16 protein-coding genes are annotated in these 17453 nt (G+C 55.0%); all 16 read left to right on the top strand.

Annotation, left to right across the window (positions count from 1 at the left end; all coding sequences use genetic code 11):
• Window positions 1–27: 27 nt before the first annotated feature.
• Window positions 28–2235, top strand: coding sequence for a bifunctional prephenate dehydrogenase/3-phosphoshikimate 1-carboxyvinyltransferase (locus ACZZZU_RS05195; RefSeq protein WP_463552107.1), 2208 nt, complete (start codon window positions 28–30; stop codon window positions 2233–2235).
• A complete protein-coding gene (cmk, locus tag ACZZZU_RS05190; RefSeq protein ID WP_463549966.1) occupies window positions 2232–2921 on the top strand; it encodes a (d)CMP kinase in 690 nt (229 codons plus the stop codon). The genes ACZZZU_RS05195 and cmk overlap by 4 nt, the downstream gene beginning before the upstream one ends.
• A gap of 124 nt (window positions 2922–3045) precedes the next feature.
• The gene (gene rpsA / locus ACZZZU_RS05185) at window positions 3046–4725 is read left to right on the top strand and encodes a 30S ribosomal protein S1 (RefSeq protein ID WP_122453300.1); all 1680 of its coding nucleotides are present in this window, start codon (window positions 3046–3048) and stop codon (window positions 4723–4725) included.
• A 155-nt stretch (window positions 4726–4880) separates the two neighbouring features.
• A complete protein-coding gene (ihfB, locus tag ACZZZU_RS05180) occupies window positions 4881–5165 on the top strand; it encodes an integration host factor subunit beta (protein WP_108098123.1) in 285 nt (94 codons plus the stop codon).
• Between the two features lie 318 nt (window positions 5166–5483).
• Window positions 5484–6254: a glucose-1-phosphate cytidylyltransferase gene (gene rfbF, locus ACZZZU_RS05175; protein ID WP_463549965.1), complete on the top strand. Its 771-nt coding sequence runs from the start codon at window positions 5484–5486 to the stop codon at window positions 6252–6254.
• The gene (gene rfbG / locus ACZZZU_RS05170; RefSeq protein WP_463549964.1) at window positions 6251–7330 is read left to right on the top strand and encodes a CDP-glucose 4,6-dehydratase; all 1080 of its coding nucleotides are present in this window, start codon (window positions 6251–6253) and stop codon (window positions 7328–7330) included. The genes rfbF and rfbG overlap by 4 nt, the downstream gene beginning before the upstream one ends.
• A complete protein-coding gene (locus tag ACZZZU_RS05165; RefSeq protein WP_463549963.1) occupies window positions 7327–7878 on the top strand; it encodes a dTDP-4-dehydrorhamnose 3,5-epimerase family protein in 552 nt (183 codons plus the stop codon). The genes rfbG and ACZZZU_RS05165 overlap by 4 nt, the downstream gene beginning before the upstream one ends.
• On the top strand, window positions 7875–9098 hold the full coding sequence (locus ACZZZU_RS05160; protein ID WP_463549962.1) for a class I SAM-dependent methyltransferase: 1224 nt from the start codon (window positions 7875–7877) through the stop codon (window positions 9096–9098). Before ACZZZU_RS05165 ends, ACZZZU_RS05160 begins: the two co-directional genes overlap by 4 nt.
• Window positions 9095–10210 (top strand): DegT/DnrJ/EryC1/StrS family aminotransferase, encoded by a 1116-nt coding sequence (locus ACZZZU_RS05155; protein WP_463549961.1) that lies wholly within the window; start codon window positions 9095–9097, stop codon window positions 10208–10210. Before ACZZZU_RS05160 ends, ACZZZU_RS05155 begins: the two co-directional genes overlap by 4 nt.
• Window positions 10203–10946 carry a formyltransferase family protein gene (locus ACZZZU_RS05150; RefSeq protein ID WP_463549960.1) on the top strand — a complete coding sequence of 248 codons (744 nt, stop codon included), beginning with the start codon at window positions 10203–10205 and terminating at the stop codon, window positions 10944–10946. The genes ACZZZU_RS05155 and ACZZZU_RS05150 overlap by 8 nt, the downstream gene beginning before the upstream one ends.
• Window positions 10943–11755, top strand: coding sequence for a cephalosporin hydroxylase family protein (locus ACZZZU_RS05145; protein ID WP_463549959.1), 813 nt, complete (start codon window positions 10943–10945; stop codon window positions 11753–11755). Before ACZZZU_RS05150 ends, ACZZZU_RS05145 begins: the two co-directional genes overlap by 4 nt.
• 9 nt (window positions 11756–11764) lie before the next feature.
• Window positions 11765–13276: an oligosaccharide flippase family protein gene (locus ACZZZU_RS05140; RefSeq protein ID WP_463549958.1), complete on the top strand. Its 1512-nt coding sequence runs from the start codon at window positions 11765–11767 to the stop codon at window positions 13274–13276.
• Complete coding sequence (locus ACZZZU_RS05135; RefSeq protein ID WP_463549957.1) at window positions 13273–14370, top strand: glycosyltransferase family 2 protein; 1098 nt, start codon at window positions 13273–13275, stop codon at window positions 14368–14370. The genes ACZZZU_RS05140 and ACZZZU_RS05135 overlap by 4 nt, the downstream gene beginning before the upstream one ends.
• A gap of 11 nt (window positions 14371–14381) precedes the next feature.
• The gene (locus tag ACZZZU_RS05130; RefSeq protein WP_463549956.1) at window positions 14382–15302 is read left to right on the top strand and encodes a glycosyltransferase; all 921 of its coding nucleotides are present in this window, start codon (window positions 14382–14384) and stop codon (window positions 15300–15302) included.
• Window positions 15295–16284 (top strand): NAD-dependent epimerase/dehydratase family protein, encoded by a 990-nt coding sequence (locus ACZZZU_RS05125; RefSeq protein WP_463549955.1) that lies wholly within the window; start codon window positions 15295–15297, stop codon window positions 16282–16284. The genes ACZZZU_RS05130 and ACZZZU_RS05125 overlap by 8 nt, the downstream gene beginning before the upstream one ends.
• An 11-nt stretch (window positions 16285–16295) precedes the next feature.
• Window positions 16296–17453 carry a glycosyltransferase gene (locus ACZZZU_RS05120; RefSeq protein WP_463549954.1) on the top strand — a complete coding sequence of 386 codons (1158 nt, stop codon included), beginning with the start codon at window positions 16296–16298 and terminating at the stop codon, window positions 17451–17453.

The raw sequence follows: 17453 nt of genomic DNA, 5'->3' as shown, positions 1-17453 counted from the left end.
GTCATGGCGGCGCAACAGCGTGCACCTATGATCGAGCGCCTGGTGGTGATTGGCCTGGGCTTGATCGGCGGGTCGTTCGCCAAAGGCTTGCGCGAAAGCGGCTTGTGCCGGGAAGTGGTCGGCCTCGACCTTGACCCCGAGTCGCGGCGCATGGCCGTCGAGTTGGGTGTGGTGGACCGCTGCGAAGCAGAATTGGCTGCCGCCTGTCAGGGCGCCAGTGTGATTCAGCTGGCGGTTCCTATTCTGGCGATGGAAAAGCTGCTGCGCGAATTGGCCAAGCTCGACCTGGGCGACGCCGTGCTGACCGATGTCGGCAGCGCCAAAGGCAATGTGGTGCGCGCGGCGCGTCTGGCCTTCGACGGTTTGCCAGCGCGGTTCGTGCCGGGTCACCCAATTGCCGGGTCGGAGCAGAGCGGTGTTGAGGCCTCGAATAGCGAGTTGTTCCGTCGTCATAAAGTCATTTTGACGCCGCTTGAACAGACGGATTCGGCAGCGTTGAGCCTGGTCGACGCCCTGTGGCGTGCGCTGGGCGCCGACGTTGAACATATGGCGGTGGAGCACCACGATCAGGTGCTGGCCGCCACCAGCCACTTGCCGCATCTGTTGGCATTCGGGCTGGTCGACTCGCTGGCCAAACGCAGCGAGAACCTGGAGATCTTTCGTTACGCCGCTGGCGGCTTTCGCGACTTTACGCGAATCGCCGGCAGCGATCCGGTGATGTGGCATGACATCTTCCTCGCCAATCGCGAGGCAGTGCTGCGCACGCTGGACACTTTTCGCAGCGACCTCGACGCCCTGCGCGACGCGGTCGATGCCGGGGATGGGCATCAGCTTCTGGGCGTTTTCACTCGCGCTCGAGTGGCCCGTGAGCATTTCAGCAAAATTTTGGCCCGTCGGGCCTATGTGGACGCTATGAATACCAACGATCTGATTTTCCTGGCCAACCCAGGTGGCCGTTTGTCCGGCCGTATTCGTGTACCGGGCGACAAATCCATTTCCCACCGCTCGATCATGCTCGGCTCGCTGGCCGAAGGCGTAACCGAAGTGGAAGGTTTCCTGGAAGGCGAGGACGCCCTGGCGACCCTGCAGGCGTTCCGCGACATGGGCGTGGTCATTGAAGGCCCGCATCACGGCCGCGTGACCATCCACGGCGTTGGCCTGCATGGCCTGAAAGCGCCACCCGGCCCGATCTATCTGGGCAACTCGGGCACTTCGATGCGTCTGCTGTCGGGCCTGCTGGCTGCGCAGCCGTTCGACGTCACCCTTACGGGCGATGCGTCGCTGTCGAAACGTCCGATGAATCGCGTGGCCAAGCCACTGCGTGAAATGGGCGCCTTGATCGACACCGCTGCTGAAGGGCGTCCGCCCATGACCATTCACGGCGGCCGTCGCCTGGGTGGCATGACCTACGAAATGCCGATGGCCAGTGCTCAGGTGAAATCCTGCCTGCTGCTCGCCGGTCTGTACGCTGCGGGCTCAACCACCGTGATCGAGCCTGCGCCAACGCGTGACCACACCGAGCGCATGCTGCGCGGCTTCGGTTGCCCGGTGACCGTCGAAGGCAACAAGGCGACCGTTGAATCCGGCCACAAACTGACCGCGACGCACATCGAAGTGCCGGCGGATATTTCCTCCGCCGCTTTCTTCCTGGTCGCCGGTTCGATTGCCGAAGATTCCGAGTTGGTGCTGGAACATGTCGGCATTAACCCGACCCGTACTGGCGTGATCGACATCCTGCGTCTGATGGGCGCCGACATCACGCTGGAAAACCAGCGGGAAGTGGGCGGCGAGCCAGTAGCCGATTTACGCGTTCGCTCGGCCAAACTCAAAGGCATCGACATTCCGGAAGACTTGGTGCCGCTGGCCATCGATGAATTCCCGGTACTGTTCGTCGCTGCCTCTGTGGCTGAAGGGCGCACTGTGCTGCGCGGCGCTGAAGAGCTGCGGGTAAAAGAGTCCGACCGTATTCAGGTTATGGCCGATGGGCTGCTGGCGTTGGGCGCGAAGGTCGAGCCGACGCCGGACGGCATTATCATTGATGGTGGCACCCTGGGCGGGGGCGAAGTGCACAGCCATGGCGACCATCGCATCGCCATGTCCTTCAGCGTCGCCTCGCTGCGCGCTACGGCGCCAATCCGCATTCACGATTGCGCCAACGTCGCCACCTCGTTCCCCAACTTCCTCGGCCTGGCCGCGCAAGTGGGCATTCGTGTCGCTGAAGAGGGCAAATCATGAGCATTCAGGCGCCAGTCATCGCAATCGACGGTCCAAGCGGTTCGGGCAAGGGCACGATTGCCAGCTTGGTCGCCAAAAAGCTGGGCTGGAGCTTGTTGGATTCTGGTGCGCTGTATCGCTTGTTGGCATTCGCAGCGCGCAACCATGGCGTCGACCTCACTAATGAAGAAGCGCTAAAGCTGCTCGCCGCTCATCTGGATGTGCAGTTCGTGGCGGCCGCCAATGGCCAGCCGCAACGCATCATTCTTGAAGGCGAAGAAGTAACTGACGCGATTCGCAACGAGCAGATTGGCGCCGGTGCTTCGCAGGTGGCCGCACTAGGCGCCGTGCGGGATGCGCTGTTGCAGCGCCAACGCGCGTTTCAGGAAATGCCAGGGCTTGTGGCGGATGGTCGCGACATGGGCACCGTGGTTTTCCCCGACGCTCCGCTTAAGGTTTTCCTGACGGCCAGCGCGGAAGAGCGTGCTCGACGCCGGTACTTGCAGTTGAAGGCAAAAGGCGACGATGTTAATCTTGCGAGTCTGCTAGACGAGATTCGTCTGCGCGATGAGCGCGATACTCAGCGCACGGTGGCACCGCTCAAACCAGCGGCTGACGCCATTGTGCTGGATTCCACCGAACTCTCGATCGAGCAGGTGCTGGAACGCATTCTGAACGAAGTCGCCAATCGCGACCTCGCTGGATGACAGAGCAGGTGTGTGAGGAACCCAGTCTTTATCCCACACCCGGCTTTTAAACTAACGAAACCCACATTGTCTGGAGTGTGGATGCTGGGCGGGTTTATCCGTCCTAGATCAATCAGGAATTAACATGAGCGAAAGCTTTGCAGAACTTTTTGAAGAAAGCCTAAAAACCCTCGACATGCAGCCGGGCGCAATCATCACTGGTATCGTTGTTGATATCGATGGTGACTGGGTTACTGTCCACGCCGGTCTGAAGTCTGAAGGCGTCATCCCGCTCGAGCAGTTCTACAACGACGCTGGCGAGCTGACCATCAAGGTCGGTGACGAAGTACACGTTGCGCTGGACGCGGTTGAAGATGGCTTTGGTGAAACCAAGCTGTCCCGCGAAAAAGCCAAACGTGCAGAGTGCTGGATCGTTCTGGAAGCGGCTTTCGCAGCTGAAGAAGTGGTTAAGGGCGTTATCAACGGTAAGGTTAAAGGCGGCTTCACAGTCGACGTTAACGGCATCCGTGCGTTCCTGCCAGGTTCTTTGGTTGACGTTCGCCCAGTGCGCGACACCACGCACCTCGAAGGCAAAGAGCTGGAATTCAAAGTCATCAAGCTCGACCAGAAGCGCAACAACGTTGTCGTTTCCCGTCGCAGCGTCCTCGAAGCCGAGAACTCCGCCGAGCGTGAAGCTCTGCTGGAATCCCTGCAAGAAGGCCAGCAAGTCAAAGGTATCGTCAAAAACCTCACCGACTACGGCGCATTCGTCGATCTGGGTGGCGTGGACGGCCTGCTGCACATCACCGACATGGCTTGGAAACGCATCAAGCATCCATCGGAAATCGTCAACGTTGGCGATGAGATCGATGTAAAAGTGCTGAAGTACGATCGTGAGCGTAACCGTGTTTCCCTGGGCTTGAAGCAACTGGGCGAAGACCCATGGGTTGCTATCAAAGCGCGTTACCCAGAAGGCACTCGCGTGACTGCTCGTGTAACCAACCTGACCGACTACGGCTGCTTCGCTGAGCTGGAAGAAGGCGTTGAAGGTCTGGTACACGTTTCCGAAATGGACTGGACCAACAAGAACATCCACCCTTCGAAAGTCGTACAAGTTGGCGACGAAGTGGAAGTTATGGTTCTGGACATCGACGAAGAGCGTCGTCGTATCTCCCTGGGCATCAAGCAGTGCAAAACTAACCCGTGGGAAGATTTCTCGGGTCAGTTCAACAAAGGCGACAAGATCTCCGGCACCATCAAGTCGATCACCGATTTCGGTATCTTCATTGGTCTGGATGGCGGCATCGACGGCCTGGTTCACCTTTCCGATATCTCCTGGAACGAAGTTGGCGAAGAAGCTGTACGCCGCTTCAAGAAAGGCGACGAGTTGGACACCGTGATCCTGTCGGTTGACCCAGAGCGTGAGCGCATCTCCCTAGGCATCAAGCAACTGGAAAGCGATCCGTTCTCCGAATACGTTGCTACCAACGACAAAGGCGCGATCGTTCGCGGCACCGTCAAAGAAGTAGACGCCAAGGGCGCTGTAATCACCCTGGCCGAAGGCATCGAAGCTGTACTGAAAGCCTCCGAAATCAGCCGCGACCGCGTTGAAGACGCCCGCAACGTGCTGAAAGAAGGCGAAGAAGTAGAAGCTAAAATCATCAGCGTTGACCGTAAGAGCCGCGTAATCAGCTTGTCGGTTAAGTCGAAAGACGTTGAAGACGAAAAAGAAGCCATCAAAGAAATGCGCAAGCAGGAAGTTGAAACTGCTGGTCCGACCACCATCGGTGATCTGATCCGCGCACAAATGGAAAACCAGAACTAAGTTCTGAGCTTCCTTTAAGAAAAAAGGCGACTTCGGTCGCCTTTTTTTGTTTTTGAATTCAACAAGCTGCAGCGTTCAGGGGGCTGTTCAAAGCGCTGCGGTCATGCTAAAACCTTTGCAAGCTGATCTAGTCGCTTGAAAACGAAGGGAAAATCATGACCAAGTCCGAACTGATCGAACGCATCGTCACCCATCAAGGCCTCTTGTCCCCAAAAGACGTTGAGTTGGCTATCAAGACCATGCTGGAACAGATGTCCCAAGCGCTGGCGACGGGAGATCGGATCGAGATTCGAGGATTTGGCAGCTTTTCACTCCACTTCCGTGCACCGAGAGTTGGGCGAAACCCCAAGACGGGGCAGTCAGTTCGGTTGGACGGGAAGTTTGTCCCGCATTTCAAACCGGGCAAGGAGTTGCGCGACCGGGTCAACGAAGACGAATAAAGCTGGCTTACCACAATAGCGCTCATTTCCCTCCCTGAAGCGCGGTACGCTGAACCGTTTGAATCGGATTCTGCAAAATAGATTGCCCTGTAAGGCTCGCGAGTTATTTACCGTTTGAGGTAGAATTCGGCCTTCGCAGGATGGTCCAAGCCCTACATTTTTCAGGCTTGTATGAAATGGATTTTTCAGTTAACACGTTGAAAAATCGACTGATTTCACAGGTGTGTGGCCTGCCTTTCTCTCCTGCTTAATTATTTCGCCGCCGCGACCGCCTGGTTTCGTCGCGAGTGTTCATAAGCATTGGCAGGTAAGGTTTTCATGAAAGCGGTAATTCTTGCAGGCGGCCTCGGCACGCGCATCTCTGAAGAGTCCCATCTCAAACCTAAGCCAATGATCGAGATCGGTGGAAAACCTATCTTGTGGCACATTATGAAAATTTACTCCTACTACGGAATAAATGATTTCGTGATCTGCTGTGGTTATAAAGGCTATGTAATAAAAGAGTACTTTGCTAACTACTTTCTTCATATGTCAGACGTAACGTTTGATATGTCTAACAACACCATGGAAGTTCACCAGCGCTATGTAGAGCCATGGCGAGTTACGTTGGTGAATACCGGCGAGGACACTCTGACCGGCGGGCGACTTAAGCGCGTTCGCGAACATCTCGGCGATGAGCCTTTCTGCTTTACCTATGGCGATGGCGTTGCCGACGTCAACATTCGCGATCTCGTCGATTTCCATCTTGCCCACGGCAAACCTGCCACCGTAACCGCCATCCAGCCGCCTGGTAGATATGGCGCGCTGAACCTGCAGGGCGGGTCGGTGCAAAGCTTTCAGGAGAAGCCGGCCGGCGATGGTGCCTGGATCAACGGCGGCTATTTCGTTTTGAATCCCTCTGTCATCGATTACATCGCCAACGACCAAAGTAGCTGGGAAGCTGAACCATTAATGCGTTTAGCCAGCGAAGGTAATTTGATGGCCTACGAGCACAATGGCTTCTGGCAGGCGATGGACACGCTACGTGACAAGAACCACTTGGAAGACCTGTGGAGCAACGGCACTCCCCCCTGGAAAGTGTGGGCATGAAACTTTTCGGTGATATCTACCGCGGCCGCAAAGTGCTGTTAACCGGGCACACCGGTTTCAAAGGCAGCTGGCTTGCCGCTTGGCTCACGGAGCTGGGTGCTGATGTGACCGGGTTCGCCCTAGAGGCGGGCACAAACCCCAGTCATTGGTCGCTGCTGAACAGTTCTGCCCGAGACATTACCGGCGACATTCGCGATGCCAAGGCGGTGCAGGACGTATTTAACCAAGTCCAGCCAGACATCGTTTTTCACCTGGCCGCACAAGCGTTGGTCCGCCGCTCGTATCGAGACCCGCTAGAAAGCTGGTCTACAAACGTGATGGGCACGGCTAATGTCCTCGAAGCATGCCGCACGACCGCAAGCGTCACCGCCGTGGTCGTCATCACCACCGACAAGGTCTACGCCAATAACGAATGGCCGTGGGGCTATCGGGAAGTCGATCGTCTCGGCGGCCACGACCCCTATAGCGCATCCAAAGCCGCCAGTGAGCTAGTCGTCGAAAGCTACCGCAAGTCGTTCTGGTCCAGCGAAGGCGCGCCGTTGATGGCGTCGGCGCGAGCCGGCAACGTGATTGGCGGCGGCGATTGGTCTGAAGATCGGCTCATCCCCGACCTGGTCCGCGCCGTCGCAGCCAATACGTCGCTGGAAATCCGCTCGCCGCAGTCGACGCGGCCTTGGCAGCACGTATTGGACTGCCTGTCCGGCTACCTGCTCCTCGGTCAGCGTCTCTTGCTCGCGGATAAAACCGCCGCCGATGCCTGGAATTTCGGGCCAGCCCCCGAAGACAACCGCACCGTTGCCGACGTGTTGAAAAGCCTCCAGATACATTGGTCACAGATGGTCTGGCATACCTCGCAAGCCACGCAACCGCACGAAGCCAATCTGCTTTATCTGGACTGCGCAAAGGCTCATGCCCATCTCTCTTGGCGGCCGGTATGGACTATCACCGAAAGCCTGGCAATGACCGCTCAATGGTACAAACATCATCACACCACCGGCGTGGCGCTAACGGGCGAGCAACTCAAGCGTTACGTTGAAGCCGCGGGCGAAGCCGGCAGCGTCTGGGTCGAAGCATGATTGTCAGTCACACCAAAATCGACGGTCTCGTGGTCGCCCAACAACTTCCATTTGAGGATAACCGTGGCGCTTTCGGCCGGCTTTTCTGCGAACGAAGTCTCGCAGAGCAGTTGGGTGCTGAGCACATCGTGCAGATCAACCATTCCCGCACCCGCGCAGTGGGGGCGGTAAGAGGTATGCACTTTCAGCACGCGCCCTACGCCGAAATAAAAATGGTCCGCTGCCTAAAAGGGCGCGTTTGGGATGTGGTCTTGGATTTGCGTGCGAACTCACCGACGTTCCTTCAATGGCACGCCGAAATACTGAGCCCCGAATCTGCGAATATGTTGGTAATTCCAAAAGGGTGCGCGCACGGGTTTCAAGTGTTGGAAGCCGAGAGCGAGCTGCTTTACCTGCACACCGCTTTCTACGAGCCCGCGTCCGAAGGTGCCGTTCGTTTTGACGATCCTCTCGTCAACATCACGTGGCCGTTGCCGGTCACCGATTTATCACAGCGCGATACGAATCATCCGCTGCTAACTCCCGATTTTGCCGGACTGTATCTATGAACTGTCGTCACTGTGCCGATCCGCTCCAACACACGTTCGTTGACCTCGGGTTCGCGCCGCCTTCGAACGCCTACCTTAGTGAGACGGAACTCAGCGCGCCTGAAACTTACTTCCCGCTCAAACTGAAAGTGTGCAGCCACTGCTGGCTGGTGCAGACGGAAGACTACGCGCAGGCCGATCTGTTCTTTTCCAAGGACTACGCCTACTTTTCTTCGACCTCCAGCAGTTGGCTGGAGCACGCAGCGGCTTACGCCAAAGCCATGACCGAGCGTCTCGCACTCGGTAATGAAAGCTTCGTGATCGAAGTCGCATCCAACGATGGATACCTGCTGAAAAACTTCGTGGACAGCGATATTCCATGCCTGGGAATCGAGCCGACCGCCAGCACCGCAGCCGCTGCGGAAAGTCTCGGGATTCCCGTATTGCGCGAGTTTTTCGGCGAAGCGCTGGGCAAGCGTCTGGCAGACGAAGGGCGCCAAGCCGACTTGATCGCCGGCAACAACGTTTATGCACACGTCCCCGACATCAACGACTTCACTCGTGGTTTAAAAGCCGCCTTGAAACCTGGCGGTACGATCACGCTGGAGTTTCCACACCTGATGCGCCTGATCGAACACACCCAGTTCGACACCGTCTACCACGAGCATTTTTCCTACCTGTCGCTGTACACCGTCTCGCAAATCTTCGCCGCGGCGGGCTTGTGCATCTACGACGTACAAGAGCTTCCAACCCACGGCGGAAGCTTGCGCATATTCGGCGCCCACGCAGAACAGGCGCCCGCTACCAGCGCCGCCGTCGCTGCGGTACTGGAAGCCGAAGCAACTGCCGGCCTGCAAAACCTAGCCGTGTACGAAAGCTTCCAGCAACGCGCGGATGAACTGAAAAATAACCTGCTGAGTTTCCTTATCGAACAAAAGCGAGCAGGGAAAAAAGTGGCCGCCTATGGGGCCGCTGCCAAAGGGAATACGTTGTTGAACTACGCCGGGGTTAAACCTGACCTACTGTCCTTCGTATGTGATGCAGCGCCCTCGAAGCAGGGGAAATATTTGCCTGGCAGTCATATCCCTGTGTTTGCACCGGAAAGACTGATTGCGGAGCGCCCGGATATCGTCGTGATTCTGCCGTGGAATATTGCAACCGAAGTTATGCAGCAGACCGGCTATATCCGTGAGTGGGGCGGTAAGTACGTCACTGCAGTTCCGACGCTGGAGTTAAAATGAGCGAACGCATCTATTACACCAAACCCTCAATTACCGAACTCGAGGTTGAATACGCAACCGACGCAGCTAGGAATGGTTGGGGTGATCGTTGCTACGAATACATCTCCCGGTTCGAAGAAGCCTTTAAAGCTCATCTCGGCGTTAAATATGCGATCGCTACCTCCAGTTGTACTGGAGCGTTGCACATGGGCATGGCCGCGCTCGGTATTGGCCCTGGCGACGAAGTGATTATGGCGGACACCAACTGGATCGCCACTGCATCGCCGATTGTGCAGCTTGGAGCGACCCCAGTTTTCGTCGACATATTGCCCGACTCCTGGTGCCTGGACCCGGCCCAAGTGGAAGCGGCCATTACGCCTCGTACCAAAGCGATCGTGGCGGTACATCTTTATGGCAATCTTTGCGATATGGATGCGCTGCTTAGTATCGGGCGTAAGCATAACCTTCCGGTTATTGAGGATGCTGCAGAGGCCCTTGGTTCGCAATACAACGGTAATAAAGCCGGAAGTATGGGCGCGTTTGGCGCGTTCTCTTTTCACGGCACCAAGACAATGACCACCGGGGAAGGCGGCATCTTTGTAACCAACGATCCTGCACTCTACGAGGCGGTGTTGACTCTATCGAACCATGGTCGAGCGAGAAGCCAGAAAAAGCAGTTTTGGCCGGATGTTGTAGGTTTCAAATACAAAATGTCAAACATTCAAGCTGCCATTGGATGCGCTCAAATTGAGCGTATTGAAGAGCTTATTGATAGAAAGCGTCAGATACTCTCTTTCTATCGAGATTCACTCGCTGATATTACAAGCGCTCAGCTAAATCCCGAGCCGGCAGGTTGTATTAACGGAGCCTGGATGCCAACGGTGGTTTTCACTGAAGAAAGCGGCGTGAAAAGAGAGGCATTGCAGAATGCTTTCGCTCTCGAAAACATTGACGCCCGCGTATTTTTTTATCCGCTATCGCAGATGGGCATCATTGATTCGAATGGTAATAATCCTATCGCCAAGAGCATACCGGAGCGCGCCATAAATCTGCCTAGCTTCCACGATATTACCGTGGCTGAAATGGAGCGAGTGGTTGCGGTTGTCAAGAAATGCGTGGTGGTTAATGAATAACATCGTCTTCGCTGACGGTGCAGTTGGCCTTCGACTGGTGCAGTGGCTTCTCGCTAACTATAAAGACGATATTGCGTTAGTGGTGACGGTTTCAGAAAACGATATTTACGCCTGCGCACTGGCGAGCGGAGTTACCTGTGTTTGTTATTCCACGGATGCACAGTTGGTTCTGGATATAACCGCCACTCAGAAAAAAATCGACTTCGGCTTGCTTATTTGGTGGCCGAAAATTATTCGTGAAGAAATTATTTCCACCGCAGCTAGTGGTTTTATCAATACCCATCCCAGTTTGCTTCCTTACAACAGAGGCAAGAATTACAATTTTTGGGCGCTTGTAGAGGGCGCGCCCTTCGGCGTGACCCTGCATTTCGTTGACACCGGAGTAGATAGCGGAGACATAGTGGCTCAGCGACCTATTCCTTACACATGGGAAGACACCGGCGCCACGCTTTACCATCGTGCTCAGTCCGAAATGGTTGTTCTGTTTCAAGTCGCCTACCCGGAATTACGCAGCGGCACGTTTAAACGGATAAAGCAGGACCTGAGCAAAGGCAGCTTCCATAAAGCGTCTGAGCTCGAGCCAGCAAGTGAAGTGGAATTAGATAAAACCTATACGGCGAAAGATCTTATTAATTTGCTTCGGGCAAGAACATTTGAAGGCTTTCCAGCTTGTTATTTTGAAGAGCATGGCGAGCAGTACGAGATTAGAGTTTCAATTTCTAGGAGAATCAAGTGAATCATTACGAGAAATTTAAAGCTGAATGCAACGCTGAGATCGCCGCTCAGGGTGCGGACCCCGAATTACGTGCAAAGACTCGGGAGTGGTTCAATCTGGCAAACGCCCATAAGTATTCCTACCACTTCGAAGCGCTCGGCCGGCCCATCATCCAATACCCTCAAGATATGGTGGCAATGCAGGAGCTGATCTGGCAAGTCAAGCCAGACCTCATTATCGAAACGGGCATTGCGCATGGCGGCTCGTTGATTATGAGTGCCTCTGTATTAGCGCTGCTCGATTATAGCGACGCTGTTACGAACGGAACCTTGCTGGACCCCAAAAAGCCCGCACGCAAAGTGCTGGGTATCGATATCGATATTCGTGAGCATAATAAGCAAGCGGTACTGGACCATCCAATGGCTGGCCGAATCTCTATGATCCAAGGCTCGTCCATTGCGCCGGAAATTATTTCGCAAGTTAAAGACTTCGCTAAAGATTTCAAGCGTGTCATGGTCGTCTTGGATTCCAATCATACCCACGAGCACGTGCTCGCCGAGCTCGAGGCGTACGCGCCGTTGACCAGCAAGGGCAGTTACTGTGTCGTATTTGACACGGTAATCGAAGACTTGCCGGAAGACGCGTTCCCTGATCGCCCTTGGGGTAAAGGCGATAATGCTAAGACTGCTGTATGGGCTTATCTCGACAATCTTTCGAAATCCCCAATAAAGGGTGCCGACGGTAATGACTTTGGTTTGGCGATTGATAAATCGGTCGAGAATAAGCTGCTTATTACCGTTGCTCCAGACGGTTTCTTGTTGCGTGTCTAAGGCGATAACGTGAAGCAGAGCGCAGCTCCAAACATCAGATCAAATATGGCTGCCAACCTTTTAGGTAGTGGCTGGTCTGCTGTTATGGGGCTTGCATTTGTTCCTGTTTACATAAAATTAATGGGTGTTGAGGCCTACGGAATAGTTGGGGTTTATCTTTCTCTGCAGGCAATGTTTGCAATTTTAGACCTGGGTCTTTCTCAGGTGCTTGCAAGGGAGTTGGCTCGACTCTCCGGTGGAGTTGGAGATGGAAAGAGAGCAGTTGATACTGTAAAGACTTTTGAAGTTATATACCTGTGTCTTGCTGTTGTCGTTTTCCTCTGTATCCATATGCTTTCGGGGTACATAGCAAGCGATTGGTTGAAGCCTAAAAGTATCAGCCCCCAAGAAGTTGAATTCGCGCTGTCGGTCATGGCTTTTGCTATCGCGGCTCGATGGCCCATATCGTTGTACATGGGTGGGTTCGGCGGCCTTCAGAAACACGTACACCTAAACCTGATCGTTGCGTTTTTCGCAACCGTGCAGTCGCTCGGTGTCCTGGTTGTTTTGTGTTTCCTGAGTCCCACCATTAGTGCCTTTCTGGCTTGGCAGGCATTGGCCGCTTTCTTGCAGTTACTGGTGATGCGGCATGTGTTTTGGAAACTATTGCCCGATGTCACGGCAACCTTTTCTCCAACGATACTCAAAGATGTCTGGAGGTTTGCTGCAGGAATGACGGGCGTTGCGTTGTTAGGTACGCTGTTAAGTCAAATGGACAAGATTCTTCTCAGCCGGATTCTTACGCTTGAAGACTTTGGCTATTACGTATTTGCGTCTACCGTGGCTGCCGTCCTCTTTCGGCTTATTGGGCCTATCTTCTCTACATATCTGCCTCGGATTACCCAGCTTGTGGCTTCGGGCGACCAAGCTCGTTTAGGTGCTACTTATCATCAGGCGAGTCAGATTATGGCGTTAACGGTGATTCCGATAGCCGCCATATTGGCAGCGTATTCGTCGGAGGTCGTCCTGTTGTGGTCGGGCAATAGTTCGCTCGCAAGCGGCACAGGTACTCTTATTACGCTACTGGTGGTGGGGAATTTTCTAAATGGAATGGTGAATATTCCATATGCGCTCCAGTTGGCTAATGGTTGGACCAGTCTAGCCTTGGTGCAGAATATTGTGGCGGTGGTGTTTCTGGGGCCCGCTATTTACATTTGCGTCGCTAAGTGGGGCGCTGTTGGCGCTGCAGCAGTATGGGTCGGTTTAAATCTGATTTATGTTTTGGTTTCCGTGCAAATAATGCACGTTAGGTTGTTGTCCGAAGAGAAGTGGCGTTGGTATTTGGAATCTTTAATAGCGCCTTCAATCGCTGCGGTCTTCGTGGTTATTTTATTTCGCGCATTGGCGCCGAGTTCAGGTTCGCGCGTAATTGAGTTCTTTGTGTTGGCTATTGCAGGATTAAGCTGTCTTTTTTGCGTCGCTTTAGTCTTGCCCGTAAGTCGCGCGTTGATGTTCCAAAGAATTTTGAGGTTCGGTAGATGATTACAACGGTTATTCCGACATTTGAACGTTCTGCGATGCTGCGAAGGGCGATCGAAAGTGCTTTGGCTCAGGATGTAGACGGGCACGAGGTGCATGTCTGTGATAACGCATCGACTGATGATACGGCGGCAGTCGTCGCAGAGTATGTCGCCCGCGATCCCAGGGTAAAATATTTTGTTAATTCCGAGAACATCGGTGGTGCCAGAAATATTATGAGTGCGCTGGCGCGAGTTAGCACCCAATATTATTCTTTGTTAAGCGACGATGATTTTCTTCTTCCCAATTTTTATGCCCAGGCTCTTCAATCTTTTGCAGAAAATCCTGATGCCGGTTTTGTGTGCACAAAGACTCTAACGGTCGACACTATTCACGAGCGAGTGGAATTTAGAAATCGAGATTGGCAGGCCGGTGTCTACCAACCGGGGCCTGAGATCAGCCGCAAAATGGCCGTGTCTCATTTCGTCACGACCTCTGTCGTTTTTAGTTCGCGCGTTAGGATGCAGCTTGGGCCATTTGACCCGTCGGGGAGTGATTCCCTATATATGACTATGGCGGCGCTGGTGTTCCCTTTCGTTGTGGTGAACTCTTATGGCGCGGCGGTATTACTTCATGAGAGCGCTTACTCGATTATGGGTGAAGGTATCTCGCAGGAAAAGATTCCCACGCTGTACGCCCATTTGGTGAAGACCATTAGCACGGTTACGGCTGCCGAGTTGCCTGAAAAAACAAAAGCGTTACTTTTTATGCAAGTTATGCACGCTTATCACCAGATGTTCGATACCAAGAGATTAAAAGGCGCTCTTTACGGGCTGGACGAGCCACATCAGGCGGAATTGTTCATGCTGCCATCGTTTATTAATAACAGAGGGATGGTGGTTAAGTTATTTAATGCTTCGCCTTCGGTGATAAAGCCTTTGGTGAAATTTCTATATCAGATTTTAAATAAGCTAAACAGGACTAAGGCCGCCTCTAAGATGGCAGAAGGTTGGACGCCGATTGGTCCTGAGACTATGGAAATGCTTTCGCGTTATGAGCCCGATGTTAAGCGCTTAAATTTTGTTGAGCCTGTTTCCAAGCCTGTCAAAAGTCTCTAGTGATAAACAATATGACCGATAAAGTCGTCTCCATCGTCATCCCTGCCTACAACCACGCCGGTTACCTTGCCGAGGCCATTGACAGCGTCTTGGCCCAGGATTACCCGAACATTGAGCTGATCGTGCTGGACGATGGCTCGACCGACGAAACGGCTGACGTGCTCAAGCGGTATGGCGATGCGTTTCGGTGGGAAACCCATACCAACATGGGGCAGGCCAATACCCTGAATAAGGGGTGGAACATGGCGCGGGGAGAGGTGCTGTCGTATTTGAGCGCTGATGACGCGCTGTTTCCTGATGCGGTGAGCCGGTCGCTGGCGTTTTTGCAGGACGACGTCGTGCTGACGTATTGCGATTTCAATTTGTTCGACCCAGCCTCGAAGGTCATTCGCAAGGTGTCGGCGCCCGATTTCAATTACGCCGAAATGTTTGGCCAGTTGGTGTGCCATCCAGGGCCAGGTGTGTTTTTTACCAAAGCGGCATTTTTGGCTGCCGGAGGCTGGAATAGCAGCTTTCGTCAGATGCCGGATTATGACTATTGGCTGCGCCTCGGGCGTTATGGCCGGTTTGTTCGGGTGCCGGAACTGTTGGCCTCGTTTCGGGTGCACGAGGGGTCGCAAACTTTTGCAATGGCTGATGAGGTCAAAGCGTCTGAGCCGGTGCGCATCATCACCGGTTTTATTGACGCGCAGCCCTTGCCCGCCGCGCTCCAGGGCCTGGAGGGAGAGGCGCTAAGCAGTGCCTGGATTGCTTCCGCTCAGCTGCACATTCGGGCTGGGCGCTTTGCGTCCGGATACTCGGCGTTGCGCAACGCGTTTCGTCTAAGCCCACGTAACTTTCTCGCGCCACGCACGTTAAAGGTGCTGTTTCACAGTGTCTTCAATCGAACATTGCACCGCATTGTCCGTCTCGTGAATCGCATTCGTGGCTGAGGTCGAAATGGTTCAGGCATCGGCTCATTCCGAACGCGCACAAACCTTGGCGGGGCAAACGGTTTGTCTCTCCGGGGCGACCGGCTTCATTGGCTCTCACCTCGTGCCGTTGTTGCTCGCTTCAGGGGCGCGGGTGAAGGTTTTGACCCGCTCGGCGCAAACCTCGATTGCGGGCGTTGAATCCGTCGTCGGCGACCTGTTTGATCAATCCAGCCTTGTAGCCTTTCTCCGGGAAGCAGATGTGCTGATCAATTTGGCTCAGCCCGCCGATGCTGTGTCCGACGAACAGTTTTCCAGTGCTATCAGGCACCTTGCTCATGCCGCGCGCGAAGCTCGGGTTCGCCGGGTGCTGCATATCAGCACGGCGATGGTGATTGGTGTGCCGGCGGCTCGGCGTGTAAATGAGGACACGCCCGGCGAGGCGAAAACGGTGTACGAGCGGCAAAAACTGTCGGCGGAGATAACCCTTCGCGCGGAGCTGGGCGCGCAGGTTGATCTCGGCATTTTGCGCCCGACGGCGGTGTTTGGCGCAGGCGGGCAAAACCTGCTCAAGCTGGCCGAAGGCATCGCCGGCGGTTCGGTACTCAAGCGCCGCGTGTTGCGGTTTCTGCATGGCCGACGCGCTCTGCATTTGGTCAGCGTGCATGAGGTGGTGGCGGCGATCATGTTTCTTGCTTCCCTTGATCGCCCTCTGGCCGGGCAGGTGTTTCTGGTCGCTGCCGACGACCAACACGCCAACAACTATCAGGCCGTGGATGCACTCTTAGCGGCGGCGATGGGTAAGCCTGTGCTCAGCTCATCCGCCAGGCTACCCGGTGCGCTGCTGAAATTTTTACTCCGCCTTGTGGGGCGTTCGCAGGCTGATCCTAATTTGATTTACGACGGTGCAAAGTTACGCAGCTGGGGGTTCGAGCCGCCGGTGGAATTCACGTCTGCGCTCCGGGAGTTTGCTGAGGCTTATATGAAGAATCGCGCCCGATGAAGGTCTTGCACGTGGCTGACGGCATTGATCCTTCTTCGGGAGGTGGCACTGCCGAGCGAACCTTTCAGCTCGCCAAGGCGCTTCAACGAGCAGGTGTCAGCTGCACGGTACTTTGCACTTCCGAAGGATTGGGCGCTAAACGCCATGCCGAGCTTGAGGGCATTCGCGTGGTGGCCGTGCGCTCACTCCTGCGTCGCTTTTTATTGCCCGCTATCTCCGGCAGACGCATCGCCGCGCTGGTGGCGGAGGCTGATGTCATTCATTTCACCGGTCATTGGAGCGTTCTGGGCGCTCGGGTTTGTCTGGCGGCGCTGCGGTTGAATAAGCCCTATGTGTATTGCCCGGCAGGCGCTTTACGCATCTTTGGCCGGTCGGTTTGGATCAAGCGGATTTATAACCGGGTCGTGGGCCGGCGCATCGTGAAAGGGGCGTCGCGGTGTTTTGCCGTGACGGAGTTGGAGCGCGAGCAGTTTCACGAGTACGGCGTGACTGATGAGCGCATCGTGCTTCTGCCCAATGGCGTCGATCCCGACAGCACCGCGGTGCCGGATGTCGTTTCTTTCAGGGCGCGATATGAATTGGATGGTAAGCAGGTCGTGCTGTTTCTAGGGCGGCTGAGTCCCATAAAAGGGCCTGATCTGTTGCTTGAGGCGTTCGCGGCGATTGCCGAACGTCATCCTGATGCGGTGTTGGTTTTTGCCGGCCCGGACGATTCGCTGGGTCTGCAACTCAGGGCGCAGGCCCGTGAAGTAGGGCTGTCCGAACGGGTGCGCTTTGTCGGTTTTCTAGCCGGTCAGGCGAAGCAGGATGCCCTGGCTGCAGCCGACTTGTTGGCCGTGCCCTCGCGCCGTGAAGCCATGTCGTTGGTGGCGTTGGAGGCGGGCCTGCAAGGCACGCCGGTCATGCTTACCGACCAATGTGGTTTTGACGAAGTGCAAGGCGCTGGCGGCGGTTTGGTAGTGGCTGCCCAGGTCGATGCGTTAGCAGCGGGGCTCGATCAACTGCTTGGCGAGCCACAAGCATTGCCCGTTTACGGCGAAAAATTGCGACAGCTGGTGTTGGCTCATTACACCTGGGATGTGCTGCTCGGTAGGGCTGGCCAGGTTTACGAACAACTCTCGGGCGTACCGTTTCAGCCGGCTTCGGCTCCAGTGAATAAGCAAAAGTGA

It is taken from the genome of Pseudomonas sp. AC136 (assembly GCF_979258585.1).
Note: the sequence above shows the minus strand (reverse complement) of the source record. Positions and strands in the feature narration are given on the sequence as shown.

Excerpts from the sequence above, each read along its gene's own strand:
- ACZZZU_RS05195 (WP_463552107.1), top strand. The coding sequence starts at position 28 with ATGATCGAGCGCCTGGTGGTGATTGGCCTGGGCTTGATCGGCGGGTCG.
- cmk (WP_463549966.1), top strand. The coding sequence starts at position 2,232 with ATGAGCATTCAGGCGCCAGTCATCGCAATCGACGGTCCAAGCGGTTCG.
- rpsA (WP_122453300.1), top strand. The coding sequence starts at position 3,046 with ATGAGCGAAAGCTTTGCAGAACTTTTTGAAGAAAGCCTAAAAACCCTC.
- ihfB (WP_108098123.1), top strand. The coding sequence starts at position 4,881 with ATGACCAAGTCCGAACTGATCGAACGCATCGTCACCCATCAAGGCCTC.
- rfbF (WP_463549965.1), top strand. The coding sequence starts at position 5,484 with ATGAAAGCGGTAATTCTTGCAGGCGGCCTCGGCACGCGCATCTCTGAA.
- rfbG (WP_463549964.1), top strand. The coding sequence starts at position 6,251 with ATGAAACTTTTCGGTGATATCTACCGCGGCCGCAAAGTGCTGTTAACC.
- ACZZZU_RS05165 (WP_463549963.1), top strand. The coding sequence starts at position 7,327 with ATGATTGTCAGTCACACCAAAATCGACGGTCTCGTGGTCGCCCAACAA.
- ACZZZU_RS05160 (WP_463549962.1), top strand. The coding sequence starts at position 7,875 with ATGAACTGTCGTCACTGTGCCGATCCGCTCCAACACACGTTCGTTGAC.
- ACZZZU_RS05155 (WP_463549961.1), top strand. The coding sequence starts at position 9,095 with ATGAGCGAACGCATCTATTACACCAAACCCTCAATTACCGAACTCGAG.
- ACZZZU_RS05150 (WP_463549960.1), top strand. The coding sequence starts at position 10,203 with ATGAATAACATCGTCTTCGCTGACGGTGCAGTTGGCCTTCGACTGGTG.
- ACZZZU_RS05135 (WP_463549957.1), top strand. The coding sequence starts at position 13,273 with ATGATTACAACGGTTATTCCGACATTTGAACGTTCTGCGATGCTGCGA.
- ACZZZU_RS05130 (WP_463549956.1), top strand. The coding sequence starts at position 14,382 with ATGACCGATAAAGTCGTCTCCATCGTCATCCCTGCCTACAACCACGCC.